Consider the following 14,441-nt stretch of genomic DNA (forward strand, 5'->3'; position numbering starts at 1 on the left):
ATGTGAATAAGAGACATCACCCGTCCCGCCCATCACGCATCAATCAAGGCGCAGCACGGAGCGCTTGATAAAACCTTATTCCGCCAACATCGCCGTCAGTTTCTCCCGCGCCGGGCCAGCCAGCTTCGGGTTGTCCAGCGCGAAGCGGATCGTCGCCTCGACCAGACCCAGGTGCGTGCCGCAGTCGAAACGCGTGCCTTCGAAGCGATAGGCATCCACCTCTTCGGTCTTCAACAGCGCCGCGATCGCGTCGGTCAGCTGGATCTCGCCACCGGCACCGCTGCCGGTCTGCTCCAGCAATTCGAAGATCTTCGGGCTCAGCACGTAACGGCCTACCACCGCCAGGTCGCTCGGCGCATCTTCCGGCCTGGGCTTTTCCACGATCTGCGAAATACGACCCTTGCGCCCATCGAACGCATCGGTGGCGACGATGCCGTAGCTGGCCGTTTTTTCATGCGGCACGTCTTCGACGGCGATCACGCTGGCACCGCTGGCCTCGTTCAGATCGGCCATCTGCTTGAGCGCACCGGCGCCGCGATTCCAGATCAGGTCGTCCGGCAACAACACCGCGAACGGTTCGTCGCCGACGACCGCCTTGGCGCACAACACCGCATGTCCCAGGCCCAGGGCCTCGGCCTGGGTCACGAAGACCGCCCGTACGCCCTCGGGCAGCACATGGCGGATCATCTCCAACTGTTCCTGCTTGCCGGCGCGCTCGAGCTTCTGCTCAAGCTCATAGGCCTTGTCGAAATAGTCCGCGACCGCATGCTTGTAGCGATTGGTGATGAACACCAGGGTGTCGCAACCGGCCTCGATCGCCTCGTCGACGGCATACTGGATCAACGGGCGATCGATGATCGGCAGCATCTCCTTGGGGACGGTCTTGGTGGCGGGCAGGAAGCGCGTGCCAAGGCCCGCCACAGGGAAAACCGCTTTGCGAATGCGTCGGGACATCAGTTCCTGCCAGCCTCTTTGGGAAACGGGACAATATTGTTTTTCATGCTCGGCTCCGTCGTTCCGCGCGACGGCGAATACTCGGGTATGACGCTGGCCAGAATCGCCTGCATGGCCTCGTCATCATAGCTGGCTACCGCCTCGCGCAGGCGCGCCAGGCTGCCCAGCACGCGTTCGGTGGAGAATTCGCGGGCTCCGGCCTCCAGCACTTTGGGGTGGGCGGTGGGCCGGCTGTTCTCGTCCGAATACAACAGGCTCTCATGCAGCTTCTCGCCCGCACGCAATCCGGTGTATACGATGGCGATATCGATACCCGGCTGTTTTCCGGCAAGACGGATCATCTGTTCGGCCAGCACCCGGATGAGCACAGGCTCGCCCATGTCCAGCATGTAGATCGCGCCATGCGAGGAGGAGGCCGCCGCCTGCAGGATCAGCAGGCAGGCTTCGGGAATCGTCATGAAGTACCGGCTGACCTCCGGATGGGTCACGGTCACCGGCCCGCCCTTGCGGATCTGCTCGCGGAACAGCGGAACCACGCTGCCTACCGAACCGAGCACGTTGCCGAAGCGGACGGTAACGAAGCGGGTGCCTTTCTTCTCGTTGAGGCCCTGGCAGATCATCTCCGCATAGCGCTTGGTCGCGCCCAGCGCATTGGCCGGGTCTACCGCCTTGTCGGTGGAGATGAACACGAAGTTGTCCACGCCGTGCTCCTGACAGGCACGTGCCACGCACTCCGTCGCCAGCGTGTTGTTGCGGATGGCTTCGCGCATCTGCCCTTCCAGCAACGGAACCTGCTTGTAGGCAGCCGCGTGGAATACGGTATCCGGGCGATACAGGGTCAATGCACGGCGAGCAACTGCCGGATCGCCGCAGTCGCCCAGCACGCACTCGATTTCCAGGTGCGGGAAATTGCGGCACAGCTCGCTGCGGATGTTCAGCATGAGGATCTCGCTGATCTCCAGCAGCACGATCCTGCGCGCGCCATGGCGCGCGCATTGGCGGCAAAGCTCGGAACCGATGGACCCCCCGGCGCCGGTCACCATCACCGTGCGGCCGCGCAGCCAGCCACGGATCAGCTCCCAGTCGGGTTGTATGGGCTTGCGGCCGAGCAGATCCTCGATGGCCACTTCCTTCAACTGCCCGGGCAGCGTGTTTCCCTCGAGGACGTCGCTCAACCTCGGCACGGTCCTGAATGGCAGACCGGTGCTCTCGCAGAGCGCCACGACCCGCTGCATCCCGGCCGCATCCAGCGTGGGGATGGCGATCACCAGCAGTTTTGCCGCGGTTTCCCTGGCCACGGGAACCACATCCGAGATGGTCCCCAGGATCGGAATGCCCTGCAGCTTGGCGCCCTTCAGGTGCGGCGAATCGTCCAGCAGGCCGACAGGCTCGTAGTCGCCAGAGCGGCGCAGATCCTTGACCAGCGCCTCGGCGGCATGCCCCGCCCCCAGCACCAGCACCCGGCGCGCGCGCGCATCGGAGTGGATCGACTGGTAGTCCTTCCATGCCCTGTAAAGCAGGCGCGGCCCGCCAAGCAAGGCCGCCAACGCGAAGGGATAGATCGCGAGCACGGACATGGGAATGCCGTCCAGGCGCTTGTAGCTGAATACCAGAACGATGGCGCCCAGACCGATAAAGCAGGCTTTGAAGATATTGACCAGGTCGGTGACGCTGGCGAAGCGCCAAAGCCCCCGGTACAGGCCCACGTAATGGAACGCCACGGCCTGCAGCACCATCACCCCGACATTGTCGAAGCTCAGCAACGGAATGGCCGGCGCGGCATCCAGCATCGCATACCGCGCCACGTGCAACAGCTGCCAGCATGCCCATACCATGACCAGGTCATGCAGCATCACCGCGATGCGCGGGAAATTTCCTGCCAACCGTCGTCGCCACACCGCCATTGACCACTCTTCCTTATCGATGGACTTTGTTCAGAAGAACAGACCAGAGACCCGCCGCCGCCGCCGCCCACGCCAGGGCCGCCAGATGGCTCCAAGGCGAAGGAAGCCAGGTGAAAACATGCATGAGCACGATTCCGGCAACGCCGAACAATGCGTAGCCTGATGTGACCATGACGTGACTGCAGCCGGACTTCACCCAGCGTTGATAAAGGTGCTGCGTATGGGCCTCCATCCAGCGCTCCCCCCTGAACACGCGGCCTGCGAGGGTAAGGCCGGCATCGACGAGGAAAGCGGCCAATGGTACCAACAGGATGGTCCAGGGCGCGCTCCGCGTCCCCAACCCCAGTGCTACCAGCCCCGCCAGCAGATAACCAAGCGCGCCGCTGCCGACATCGCCCATGAAGATCCTGGCCTTCGGGAAATTGAACGGCAGGAACCCCAACACGCCGGCGGCCAGGATCAGCGCGAGTCCGGCAACGGGAGCCGGCAGCAGCAGGGCATATGCGACCGAAGCCAGCAGCGCCTGGGTCGCGGCCAGGCCATCGATGCCGTCCATGAAGTTCCATACATTGATCAGCGCGATGGCCAGGAGCACGCTGAAACCTGCACTGGACGCCTCCCCCGTCCAGTGCCAGACCAGGGCCCCCAGCAGCAGGCCGGCCAGCACATGTACGCCCAGGCGGGGGAGCGCCGGCAACGGCCGGTGATCGTCCCACCAGCCGATTCCCGCCACCATCACCAGTCCGGCGGAAAAGATCGCCAGCGTCGCTGCGGCCTGCGGGAACAGCACGCCGACGCCGATGTAGGCCAGCAGTTGCGAAACGACGATGGCGATGCCGCCGCCGCGGGGCGTCGCGACCGCATGGCTCCTGCGCTCCCCGGGCTGGTCCAGCAGTTGCCGGCGCAGCGCATAGCCACGCGCCATGGCCGTCAACAAGGCTGCGACCAGAACGACCGCCAGCAGTCCTGGAACCGTCCATGCCAACTGCATGGATCAGAGCACCGCGTAGTTCAGCAGGGGCTTTACCGTCCCCCATTCCTTGCAGCTGGGGCACTGCCAATGGTGGGTACGTGCGCCGAAGCCGCAGCGGGCGCAGCGATAGGCCGGATTGCGCACCAGCAGCTGATCGGTGATGTGCTTCAGGTCCTGCAGCGTCGCCACGGGGTCGGCACCCTCGGCGAGAGTCAGGTCGATGAGCGCCGATTCGCCGCGCACGGACGGGCGGTCCTTCAACTGCCGCCCCAGGTAGGCGCGCGCGGGACCAGCCCCCTCCTGCTCTTCCATCAGGCGCGACAGGGCCAGCACCGGGGCGATGCCGCGGTAGTGCTCGGCCATTTCCGCCAGGAATGCACGCGCACCCGCCAGATCGCCCACGTTGCGATAGTTCTTGAGCAGCTGCGGCAGGATCTCGGGCAGGTAGTCGGGATCGTTGCGCGCCGCCCGCTCGAAGGCGCGCACGGCGCCCTCGTCGTTGCCGAAGTCGCTTTCCAGGCGCCCCTCGATGATGCCCGCACGCACGCTCATCGCATCGGCCGCGTTGGCGCGCTCGATGGCCGCGCGCGCCTCGTCCAGCCTCCCGGCGGCACGGTGGCGCTCGGCCAGCTCGCACTCGAACTGGCCGATCAGCTTGCCCATCGGCTCATCGGTGACCTGCTCGTAGCGGGTCGCGTTCTCGATCGCCTTTTCCCAGTCGCGTTCGGCCTGGTAGATGCCGATCAGGTGCTTCAAGGCCTGCGGCGCGCGCTGGTCGATCCGCGCCAGATCGGTGAACACGGTCTCGGCGCGATCCAGCAGGCCCGATTTCATGTAGTCCTCGCCCAGCGCGAGCAGGGCCTGCACGCGCTGGCCATCGGACAGGTCCTGGCGGTTGGCCAGCCCCTGGTGCAGGCGGATCGCACGATCCACCTCGCCACGGCGCCGGAACAGGTGCCCGAGCGCCAGCTGGGTCTCGAAGGTCTCCTTGTCCAGCTCGGCGATGTGCAGGAACAGTTCGATGGCCTTGTCCGGCTGCTCGTTGAGCAGGTAGTTCAGGCCGCGGAAATAGGTGCTCGACAGGCGGCTGACCTGGTTCTCGCTGTGGCGCTGCCCGCCGCGCCGGCCGACGACCCAGCCGCAGAGCGCGGCGATCGGCAGGAACAGGAAGAACCAGAACCATTCACTGATGAAGGCCATCGTCGCTCAGCGTCCGTCGAAAGGGGAAGGAGTCTGCGGCGCAGGTGCGGTCACCGCGCCCGCAGCGGCCTTGTTGGCCCGCCGGAGCCTGGCATACAGGGGAATGACCATTCCCGCCAGCACCAGCCCACCGCCTACCAGCGCTCCGAGCAGGAGCGAAACGATGATGGCGATTCCAGAGGTGGTCCGGAGCGCCCAGAACGCCAGACTGATATCGACAGGCTGCGAATTGAGCGAACCTATCACCAGACCGCCGACCAGCACGGCCAGCAGAATCAACAGACGGACAGCCTTCATGCGGCAGCCTGCTCCATGTCCATAGAGCCACTAGCTTAACGGCCGTGGCGCCGATCCGCAGCAGAGGGATCAAAAAAAACCGCCTGGAGCGGCGTTTGACGTCGCTTGCCGATGGCTCGAAGGGGTGTCGCCACGGGTGCAGGCAACAAGGAAGCTCAGGCAGGATCGCTTTCCAGCGGCACGACATCGCTCACGCGCTCGCGCAGTTCCTTGCCCGGCTTGAAATGGGGGACATGCTTGCCCGGAAGCGCGACCGATTCGCCGGTCTTCGGGTTGCGTCCCATGCGTGGCGGCCGGTAATGCAGCGAGAAGCTGCCGAAGCCACGGATCTCGATGCGGTCGCCGGAAGACAGCGCGCCGCCCATCATCTCCAGCAACGACTTCACGGCCAGATCGACATCATCGGCCTTCAAGTGCGCCTGGTGGCGCGCAAGGATTTCGATCAGCTCGGATTTGGTCATTGCGGACTCGTCACGAAGGTAGAACCCCGAAGCGGCCCGGACTTTCGTCCGGGCCGCCCAGGTTGCATCTACGACAGGCCCAAGGCCGATTACTCGGACTTGTTGCCGCCCAGCTGCGCGCGCAGCAGCGCACCCAGGCTGGTGGTGCCGGCAGCGGCTTCGATCGAGGACTTGTTGTACTCGGCCAGCGCTTCGGCGGTCTCGGCTTCGTCCTTGGCCTTGATCGACAGCTGCATGGTACGGCCCTTGCGGTCCATGCCCACGAACTTGGCTTCGACCTTGTCGCCGACCTTCAGGTGCTGCGAAGCATCGTCCACGCGGTCGTGGCTGATGTCGCGGGCCGAAACGTAGCCTTCGATGCCGTCGGCCAGTTCGATCACGGCGCCCTTGGCGTCGACTTCCTTCACCACGCCTTCGACCTTGGAGCCCTTCGGGTTGGCGGCCATGTACTGACCGAACGGATCCTGCTCCAGCTGCTTCACGCCCAGCGAGATGCGCTCGCGCTCCGGATCGACGGCCAGGACGACGGCGTCCAGGGTATCGCCCTTCTTGAAGTTGCGGACCACGTCTTCGCCGGTGGTGTTCCAGCTGATGTCGGACAGGTGGACCAGGCCGTCGATGCCGCCGTCCAGGCCGATGAAGATGCCGAAGTCGGTGATCGACTTGATCTGGCCGGACACCTTGTCGCCCTTCTTGTGGGTGGCGGCGAAGGTTTCCCACGGATTGGCGGCGACCTGCTTCATGCCCAGCGAGATGCGGCGACGCTCTTCGTCGACGTCCAGCACCATCACTTCGACTTCGTCACCGACCTGCACGACCTTGGACGGGTTGACGTTCTTGTTGGTCCAGTCCATCTCGGAGACGTGCACCAGGCCCTCCACGCCCGGCTCGATCTCGACGAACGCGCCGTAATCGGTGACGTTGGAGACCTTGCCGAACACGCGGCTGTTGGCCGGGTAGCGACGCGAGATGTTGTCCCACGGATCCTCGCCCAGCTGCTTCAGGCCCAGCGAAACGCGGTTGCGCTCGCGATCGAACTTCAGCACGCGCACGTCCAGCTCGTCGCCGACGTTCACGACTTCGGACGGATGGCGCACGCGCTTCCATGCCATGTCGGTGATGTGCAGCAGGCCGTCGATGCCGCCCAGGTCCACGAACGCGCCGTAGTCGGTCAGGTTCTTGACGACACCCTTCAGGATCGCGCCTTCCTGCAGCTTGTCCATCAGCTGCTCGCGCTCTTCCGAGTGCTCGCTCTCGACGACAGCGCGGCGCGAAACCACGACGTTGTTGCGCTTGCGGTCCAGCTTGATGAGCTTGAATTCCAGCTCCTTGCCTTCCAGGTAGGCCGGGTCGCGCACCGGGCGCACATCGACCAGCGAACCCGGCAGGAACGCGCGGACATCCTTGATGTCGACGGTGAAACCACCCTTGACCTTGCCGCTGATGCGGCCGGTGATGGTCTCGTTCTTCTCCAACGCTTCTTCCAGCTCGTCCCACACCATCGCGCGCTTGGCCTTCTCGCGCGACAGGACGGTTTCGCCGAAGCCGTTCTCGATGGAGTCCAGAGCAACCTTCACCTGGTCGCCCACGCCCACGTCGATTTCGCCAGCGTCGTTACGGAACTGTTCGATCGGCACGATGCCTTCGGACTTCAGACCGGCGTTGATCACCACCACGTCGCCGCGGACGTCGACGACGGTGCCGACGACGATGGCGCCCGGCTTCAGCTTGGCCAGATTGGCCTGACTGGCTTCAAACAGTTCTGCAAATGATTCGGTCATTGGATTTACTCAGTTGAACACATGGGCCGGTCGTTTCCCTTCGGGGAATGCGTACCGCCCGCCTGTTGGTCGACCCCGTGCAGGCAGCCGTGTGTGGAGTGGAAAAACCGCCGTGCACCCTGCACGACGGAGCCTTGTACAACTTCGATTTGCGCGACGGCGGCCGTCACCGGCCGCTCTCACGGAACCGCGGGTCACGCTTCCTGCGAGGGAAGCAGGCCCAGCACCCTGGCAACGACTTCGTCGATGCCGATACCGCTGGTGTCGATGAGGACGGCGTCATCGGCCGCCCTCAGAGGCGCCACTGCGCGCTGTGCATCACGGGCGTCGCGGGCCATGATCTCGCGCAGGAGGTCGTCAAAGTTAACCGAAACCCCTTTTTCTTTCAACTGTTTATGCCGCCGCTGCGCGCGTTCCTCGGCGCTTGCGGTCAGGAAGACCTTGAACGGGGCATCCGGGAAGATCACCGTCCCCATGTCGCGACCATCGGCAACCAGCCCCGGCAGCGCCCTGAATGCGCGCTGGCGCTCCTTCAGCGCCGCCCGGACCTCCGGAATGGCCGCAATGGCCGAGGCCAGGGCCCCGGTGGTCTCCAGGCGCAGCTCGTCGGTCGCGTCGGTATCGTTGACCAGCACCCGCAGGCTCTCGCCGCGCTCGATGAAGCGGATGCGGGTGTCGAAAGTGCAGCGCACCAGCGCAGAGGCGTCCGAAGTATCGATATCCGCCCAGCTGGCAGCCACCCCCACCGCCCGGTACAGCGCCCCCGAATCCAGGTAATGCCAGCCCAACCGCTGCGCGACGATGCGGCTGACGGTACCCTTGCCGGCCCCGGATGGGCCGTCGATGGTGAGGACGGGGGGAAGTGGGCTCATCTGGGGCCTGCGTCTGAACGGGAATCCGCCCATTCTAGCGCCCGCCCCGCCCCGCCCGCCGCCAATTGGACGCAACCACTTGAACCCACATGGAATTGCCCGGTAGAATGGCGGGCTTGAACGAGCGTCAACCTGCATATCCGCGGCTACGCTCCCTGTAGAACTCCAACGTATCCGCCGAGGTATGCCATGAAAGTCCTGTCCTCCCTGAAGTCGGCGAAGGCCCGTCACCGTGACTGCAAGGTGGTTCGCCGTCGCGGCAAGATCTTCGTGATCTGCAAGTCGAACCCGCGTTTCAAGGCTCGCCAGCGCTGAGCCGGCCGGCGCAAGCCGCCAAGGGATCCGCGAGGATTCCAGCCTTTGCAGAAAGCCGCCTCCGGGCGGCTTTTTGCATCCCCGCCCTCCGCGCGTGGCGGGCCGCGCACCGTCCATCCATCCGGACTACCCTGCATGGGCGTCGCCGGCTGCATCGGACAGGGCCGCCCGCCGCTATATTGCCGCCGTTTTTTTGCTGTAATCGCCACTTGTCCTCCGGGGAGAAGCGACCATGAAGCAGACCATCCGGGCCTTGGCCCTGGCCGCCGCGATCATCGCGGCACCCACCACGGCAATGGCCGACACCCTGCTGATCGAGCGGGCGCAGGAAAAGCCGGCGGGCGCCCTGCCGGCACGCGGCGAGTCGATGGGCCAGGTGGAGGCGCGTTTTGGCGCTCCTGCCGAACGCCTTGAGCCGCGCGGCGGCCAGAAGCGCCAATGGCCGACGATCAACCGCTGGGTCTATCCGGCCTTCACCGTCTATTTCGAGAAGCAGCGCGTGATCGACGTGGTCGCCAACCACGCCGGTCCCGACGAGATCGGACCCAAGCCTCCGATCCGCTGACCCACGCCGCCCGGAACGGCCTCTGTCGTGGCCGCCGGGGCACGCCCCACCCGCGCCTCCCGCCCACGGGAGGCCGATGAACGCCCGGCTCCCGCTCCGGGCATGACCCGAGTATCCCCCGCAATGACCGATGCACTTCGTTTTCCCGCCGAATGGGAAGCCCAGTCGGGCGTACTGATCGCCTGGCCGCATGCCGATACCGACTGGGCCGAGCGCCTGGCCGAGGTCGAGGAGACCTATATCGCCCTGGTCGCCGCCATCACCCGCTTCGAGCCGGTGTTGATCTGCGTGGCCGACGACGACATCGAGACCTATGCGGAAATGCGCCTGCGCTCCAACCGCATCGACATGGGCCGGGTGCGCTTCATCACCGCAGCGTACGACGATACCTGGCTGCGCGACTCCGGCCCGATCACCCTCAAGCGCGCCGATGGCAGCTTCCAGCTGCTGGATTTCCGCTTCACCGGCTGGGGCGGCAAGTTCGAGGCGAGCCTGGACGACCAGCTGGTCGGCGTGCTGCATGAGGCCGGCGCCTTCAACGACGCGCAGGTCCGCAGCATCCCCTTCGCACTGGAAGGCGGCGCCATCGACACCGACGGCGAAGGCACCCTGCTGACCACCTGGCAGTGCCTGCACGAACGCCACCCCGAGCGCGACCGCGCATCGCTTGGCGCCGACATGGCGCAATGGATGCACCAGCAGCGCGTGCTGTGGCTGGACCATGGCTACCTGGAAGGCGACGACACCGACGCCCATGTCGACACCCTCGCCCGCTTCGCCTCGGCCGACAGCATCGTCTACCAGAACTGCGACGACCCGCAGGATTCGCACTACGCCGAACTGCAGGGGATGGGCGCCGAGCTGGCTGCGCTGCGCACCCGCGACGGCCGGCCGTACCGCCTGTTCCCGCTGCCGTGGGCGCAGCCGGTGCTCGACGAGGGCCGCCGCCTGGCCGCGTCCTACGCCAATTTCCTGATCGTCAACGGCGCGGTGCTGATGCCTGCCTACGGCGATCCGGCCGACGCCGCCGCGCGCGACGTGCTGGCGCAGGCCTTCCCGGACCGCGAGATCGTGCAGGTGCCATGCCGCCCGCTGATCTGGCAGAACGGCAGCCTGCACTGCATCACCATGCAGCTTCCCGCCGGCCTTGTCGGCTGACGCGCAGGAAGAGCGCCCGGAGCCTGCTTCGCAGGCCTCGGCCCCCGGCTTCCCGGCCCCGTTTGCGCCTGCGGCGCGAATCGCTCCCTACTAAGGGGCTGTTGTCCCATCCTGTTTACAATGCCCGCATGAAGACCAATTCCCTGACCGTCGCCCTGATCCAGGAACGCAACCACGGCGATGCCGCCGCCAACCTGGCCGCCATCGAGGCCCGCGTCGCCGAAGCCGCCGCGCAGGGCGCGAAGCTGGTGCTGCTGCAGGAGCTGCACAACGGCCCGTATTTCTGCCAGCACGAATCGGTGGACGAGTTCGAACTGGCCGAACCGATCCCGGGCCCGAGCACCGAGCGCCTGGGCGCGCTGGCGAAGAAGCATGGCGTGGTGCTGGTCGGTTCGCTGTTCGAACGCCGCGCCGCCGGCCTGTACCACAACACCGCGGTGGTGTTCGAGAAGGACGGCACCCTGCTCGGCAAGTACCGCAAGATGCACATCCCGGACGATCCGGGCTTCTACGAGAAGTTCTACTTCACCCCGGGCGACATCGGCTTCAAGCCGATCGACACCTCGGTCGGCCGCCTCGGCGTGCTGGTGTGCTGGGACCAGTGGTACCCGGAAGCCGCGCGCCTGATGGCGCTGGCCGGCGCCGAACTGCTGCTCTACCCCACGGCCATCGGCTGGGACCCGGACGATGTGCAGGACGAGAAGAACCGCCAGCGCGATGCATGGGTGCTGAGCCACCGCGGCCATGCCGTGGCCAACGGCCTGCCGGTGCTGTCCTGCAACCGCGTCGGCCACGAGGTTTCTCCTCTGGGCGCTTCCGGCATCGATTTCTGGGGCAACAGCCATGTGCTCGGCCCGCAGGGCGAGTTCCTCGCCGAAGCCGGCGCCGAACCGACCGTGCTGGTGGTCGATGTCGACCTGCAGCGCAGCGAACACGTGCGCCGCATCTGGCCGTTCCTGCGCGACCGCCGCATCGACGCCTACGGCGATCTGCTCAAGCGCTACATCGACTGACCGGGAAACCTGCGCATGGCCGTGCACATCCGTGATGCCGGCGCGGCCGACATCGCCGCCATCGCCGCGATCTACGCGGTCGAGGTGACCGACTTCGTCAACACCTACGAATACGAGGTGCCGGACGAAGCCGAGATGCTGCGCCGCATGCAGGACATCCTCGCCCGTGGCTTTCCCTATCTGGTCGCCGAGGTCGACGGCCAGGTCGCCGGCTACGCCTACGCCAATACTTACCGCGGCCGCATCGCCTACCAGTGGACGGTGGAGAACTCGGTGTACGTCGATGCCCGCTTCCAGGGCCTGGGCGTGGGCAGCGCGTTGCTGCAGGCGCTGATCGATGCCTGTACCACGCGCGGCTACCGGCAGATGGTCGCGGTCATCGGCGAGCCCACCAATACCGCCTCGATCAGGCTGCACGAGCGCTTCGGCTTCCAGCTGGTGGGCGTGTTCCGCGGCCTGGGCCGCAAACACGGCCGCTGGCTGGATACCGTGCAGATGCAACGCGCGCTCGGCGATGGCGCCGACGCCGCCCCTTCCAATGAATGACGCAATGACCGATACCCTCTCCGAAACCGGCGGCGAACTGCTCGCCGGCCAGCCGCTGCGCGTCGTCGAACGCGATGGCGTGCGCTACACCCTGCTCGGCACCGCGCATGTTTCCGCCGCCAGCGTGCAGGCCGTGGAACAAGCCATCGGCAGCGGCCAGTATGATGCGGTCGCGGTCGAGCTCGATCCGCAGCGCCTGCAGGCCCTGACCAATCCGGACGCGCTGGCCCAACTCGACCTGATCGAAGTGATCCGCAAGAACCGGATCGCGCTGTTCGCCGCCAACCTCGCCCTGGCCGCCTACCAGCGCCGGCTCGCCGAGCAGCTGGGCATCGAACCGGGCGCCGAGCTCAAGCGCGCGGTGACGCTGGCGCAGGAACATGGCCTGCCGGTGCACCTGATCGACCGCGACGTCGGCCTGACCTTCCGCCGCGCCTCGCAGCGGCTGGGCTTCTTCGGCAAGTTGAAGCTGGTCGCCGGCCTCGGCGCCGGCCTGTTCTCCTCCGAGGACGTGGGCGAGGACGAGATCGAGAAGCTCAAGCAGGGCGACATGCTCGAATCCAGCTTCGGCGAATTCGCCAGCGAGAGCCCGGAACTGTACGAAAGCATCATCGGCGAGCGCGACCGCTACATGGCCACGCGCCTGCGCGAGGAACGCAGCGACGGCCAGCGCAACGTGCTGGCGGTGGTCGGCGCCGGCCACCTCGCCGGCCTGGCGCGCTACCTGGAAACCGACACCGAAGCCCCCGACCTGCTGCGCCAGGAGCTGGAGTCGGTGCCGAAGAAGCGCAACATCCCATGGATCACCCTGACCATCCTCGCCGTGGTCCTGGCCGGCATCGGCGTGGGCTTCTGGAAGGGCGGCATGGACATGGGCGCGCACATGCTGGCGATCTGGGCGCTGTATACCGGCGGCCTGGCAGGTATCGGCGCATTGCTGGCCGGCAGCCATCCATTGAGCATCCTCACCGCGATCGTCGTGGCGCCGTTCAAGCCGTTCCGCCTGAGCATTCCCACCGGCGCTTTCTCGGCACTGGTGGAAACGCGCCTGCGCCGGCCGGCCTACGCCGACTTCCTGCAACTGCGCGACGATGCGCAGACGCTCAAGGGCTGGTACCGCAACCGCGTGACCCGGATCGTGCTGACCTTCATGCTGACCAATATCGGCAGCATGCTCGGCCTGTGGCTGACCGGCTTCACCGTCTACGGCAAGCTGGTGTAACGCCCATCCGCTGCGCCGCGGCCGTCAGGTCCGCGGCCAGCGCCAGGCCATGCCCGCGACGAGCAGGCACAGCGCGATCTCGATGCCGCTGTAGGCCTGGTAGAACCACCATGCGCCCGGCAGGGTAAGCGCGACGAAGGCCGCATAGAACAACGCCAGCCCGATGTTGAGCCAGCGGACCAGGCGCACCGGCAGTACCAGCGACAGGAACACCATCAGCCCCGGCACCGCCAGCAGCAAGGCGACGAACAGCAGCGAGCCCTGGCTGCTCGGCCCCATCGGACCGGCGCCATCGAGCATGTGCTGCAGCTTGCCGGGCCGGTAAAGGCCGAAGTAATCGCCATAGAGGTAGCAGAAGGTCAGGCTCGCCCACAGCGCGGACAGCTTCAGGCGCAGCGGAAGCGGCGGATCGGACAGTGCGGGGCGGGAATTCGTCTGCATGTCGATGGCCTCAGGAAGCGGGCGGCAGTGCTGCGCCCATACGTCCTGCGCGCAGCCCGAACAGCAGCAGCCACAGGCAGGTGCCGATCTCGCCCAGTGCGGCCGGCAACGTCATGTAGCCGGAAATCCACCAGTCCGCGTACCCCGGCACCAGCAGTTCGGCGGACACATCCAGCGCATAGCCCAGCCCACCCAGCACCAGCAGGGCCCCGAGCACGCGCGGCAGGCGCCGCGAGCGCAGCACCAGCCAGCCCAGTGGCAGCAGCCACAGCCCCCAGAACACGCGCGCCAGCTGCATGCCGCCGCGATACGCCTTCAGCGCCGCATGCGCGAGGTACTGGCGCTGTTCGGCGACAGCAGCTGCGCGCTGTCCGCGTCGGTCAGCAGGGACAGCGCCTGCAGCCGATGCGACAACGCCGCAAGCGCCAGCGCAACCGCCATCGCCACGAACGCCACCATCAGCGTCGCCGCCGTGCGGTTCACGTCCTTGAAACCGCGGTACAGCGCCAGGGCAAGAAGCAGGAAGGCCACCTGCTCGACGACGAACGCCGCCACGCCCTGCCGGAACAGCGCCTGCCGGGCGACCACGTTGTCCAGCACGGCGTGCGCGTCGGGACCGGCGAGTTGCCCGGGCACATAGGCCAGGCAGAAGAATCCGGTGACGACGACGACCAGGTACAGGAGACCGGCAAGCCGGCCACCCCCGGGAAGTGCATGTGCCATCCGCGTTCTCCTGGAA

17 protein-coding genes are annotated in these 14,441 nt (G+C 66.3%); 6 read left to right on the forward strand and 11 right to left on the reverse strand.

The annotated features are described in order from the left end of the window. Positions 1-75: 75 nt before the first annotated feature. The 8 genes from galU to cmk all read right to left on the reverse strand — a co-directional run bounded on the left by galU (position 76) and on the right by cmk (position 8,442). Positions 76-954 carry a UTP--glucose-1-phosphate uridylyltransferase GalU gene (gene galU / locus ABB22_RS15075; protein WP_055765056.1) on the reverse strand — a complete coding sequence of 293 codons (879 nt, stop codon included), beginning with the start codon at positions 952-954 and terminating at the stop codon, positions 76-78. Next, positions 954-2,858, reverse strand: coding sequence for a polysaccharide biosynthesis protein (locus tag ABB22_RS15080; RefSeq protein WP_055765054.1), 1,905 nt, complete (start codon positions 2,856-2,858; stop codon positions 954-956). Before ABB22_RS15080 ends, galU begins: the two co-directional genes overlap by 1 nt. 13 nt (positions 2,859-2,871) lie before the next feature. After that, a complete protein-coding gene (locus ABB22_RS15085; protein WP_055765431.1) occupies positions 2,872-3,843 on the reverse strand; it encodes an MraY family glycosyltransferase in 972 nt (323 codons plus the stop codon). A gap of 9 nt (positions 3,844-3,852) precedes the next feature. Beyond that, complete coding sequence (gene lapB / locus ABB22_RS15090) at positions 3,853-5,031, reverse strand: lipopolysaccharide assembly protein LapB (RefSeq protein ID WP_055765052.1); 1,179 nt, start codon at positions 5,029-5,031, stop codon at positions 3,853-3,855. 6 nt (positions 5,032-5,037) lie between these two features. Beyond that, positions 5,038-5,328: a lipopolysaccharide assembly protein LapA domain-containing protein gene (locus ABB22_RS15095; RefSeq protein WP_055765050.1), complete on the reverse strand. Its 291-nt coding sequence runs from the start codon at positions 5,326-5,328 to the stop codon at positions 5,038-5,040. 155 nt (positions 5,329-5,483) lie between these two features. After that, positions 5,484-5,789, reverse strand: a complete 306-nt coding sequence (locus tag ABB22_RS15100) for an integration host factor subunit beta (RefSeq protein ID WP_055765048.1) — start codon at positions 5,787-5,789, stop codon at positions 5,484-5,486. 89 nt (positions 5,790-5,878) lie between these two features. Beyond that, positions 5,879-7,570 carry a 30S ribosomal protein S1 gene (rpsA, locus tag ABB22_RS15105; protein WP_055765046.1) on the reverse strand — a complete coding sequence of 564 codons (1,692 nt, stop codon included), beginning with the start codon at positions 7,568-7,570 and terminating at the stop codon, positions 5,879-5,881. 194 nt (positions 7,571-7,764) lie between these two features. Then, on the reverse strand, positions 7,765-8,442 hold the full coding sequence (cmk, locus tag ABB22_RS15110) for a (d)CMP kinase (protein ID WP_055765044.1): 678 nt from the start codon (positions 8,440-8,442) through the stop codon (positions 7,765-7,767). 189 nt (positions 8,443-8,631) lie between these two features. On the opposite strand from cmk, the gene ykgO reads away from it, so the two are divergent. The 6 genes from ykgO (at position 8,632) to ABB22_RS15140 (ending at position 13,261) form a co-directional block, all read left to right on the forward strand. After that, positions 8,632-8,757 carry a type B 50S ribosomal protein L36 gene (ykgO, locus tag ABB22_RS15115; protein ID WP_005409283.1) on the forward strand — a complete coding sequence of 42 codons (126 nt, stop codon included), beginning with the start codon at positions 8,632-8,634 and terminating at the stop codon, positions 8,755-8,757. A gap of 232 nt (positions 8,758-8,989) precedes the next feature. Next, positions 8,990-9,322, forward strand: a complete 333-nt coding sequence (locus ABB22_RS15120; RefSeq protein ID WP_055765042.1) for a hypothetical protein — start codon at positions 8,990-8,992, stop codon at positions 9,320-9,322. 123 nt (positions 9,323-9,445) lie between these two features. Next, positions 9,446-10,480: an agmatine deiminase family protein gene (locus ABB22_RS15125; protein ID WP_055765040.1), complete on the forward strand. Its 1,035-nt coding sequence runs from the start codon at positions 9,446-9,448 to the stop codon at positions 10,478-10,480. Between the two features lie 128 nt (positions 10,481-10,608). Then, the gene (locus tag ABB22_RS15130; protein WP_055765038.1) at positions 10,609-11,493 is read left to right on the forward strand and encodes a carbon-nitrogen hydrolase; all 885 of its coding nucleotides are present in this window, start codon (positions 10,609-10,611) and stop codon (positions 11,491-11,493) included. Between the two features lie 15 nt (positions 11,494-11,508). After that, positions 11,509-12,039 carry a GNAT family N-acetyltransferase gene (locus ABB22_RS15135; RefSeq protein WP_055765035.1) on the forward strand — a complete coding sequence of 177 codons (531 nt, stop codon included), beginning with the start codon at positions 11,509-11,511 and terminating at the stop codon, positions 12,037-12,039. Then, positions 12,032-13,261 carry a TraB/GumN family protein gene (locus tag ABB22_RS15140; protein WP_055765033.1) on the forward strand — a complete coding sequence of 410 codons (1,230 nt, stop codon included), beginning with the start codon at positions 12,032-12,034 and terminating at the stop codon, positions 13,259-13,261. The genes ABB22_RS15135 and ABB22_RS15140 overlap by 8 nt, the downstream gene beginning before the upstream one ends. Positions 13,262-13,285: 24 nt before the next feature. Here ABB22_RS15140 and ABB22_RS15145 read toward each other — a convergent pair whose 3' ends face one another. The 3 genes from ABB22_RS15145 to ABB22_RS18800 are packed head-to-tail and all read right to left on the reverse strand — an operon-like array spanning position 13,286 to position 14,425. Then, positions 13,286-13,702, reverse strand: a complete 417-nt coding sequence (locus ABB22_RS15145; RefSeq protein WP_055765031.1) for a DUF6326 family protein — start codon at positions 13,700-13,702, stop codon at positions 13,286-13,288. Between the two features lie 10 nt (positions 13,703-13,712). Further along, positions 13,713-14,000: a DUF4386 family protein gene (locus ABB22_RS18795; RefSeq protein ID WP_156357982.1), complete on the reverse strand. Its 288-nt coding sequence runs from the start codon at positions 13,998-14,000 to the stop codon at positions 13,713-13,715. A 17-nt stretch (positions 14,001-14,017) separates the two neighbouring features. Continuing rightward, positions 14,018-14,425 (reverse strand): DUF4386 family protein, encoded by a 408-nt coding sequence (locus ABB22_RS18800; RefSeq protein WP_156357981.1) that lies wholly within the window; start codon positions 14,423-14,425, stop codon positions 14,018-14,020. Positions 14,426-14,441 lie beyond the last annotated feature (16 nt).

Source organism: Stenotrophomonas nitritireducens, assembly GCF_001431425.1.
Lineage (GTDB): Bacteria > Pseudomonadota > Gammaproteobacteria > Xanthomonadales > Xanthomonadaceae > Stenotrophomonas > Stenotrophomonas nitritireducens.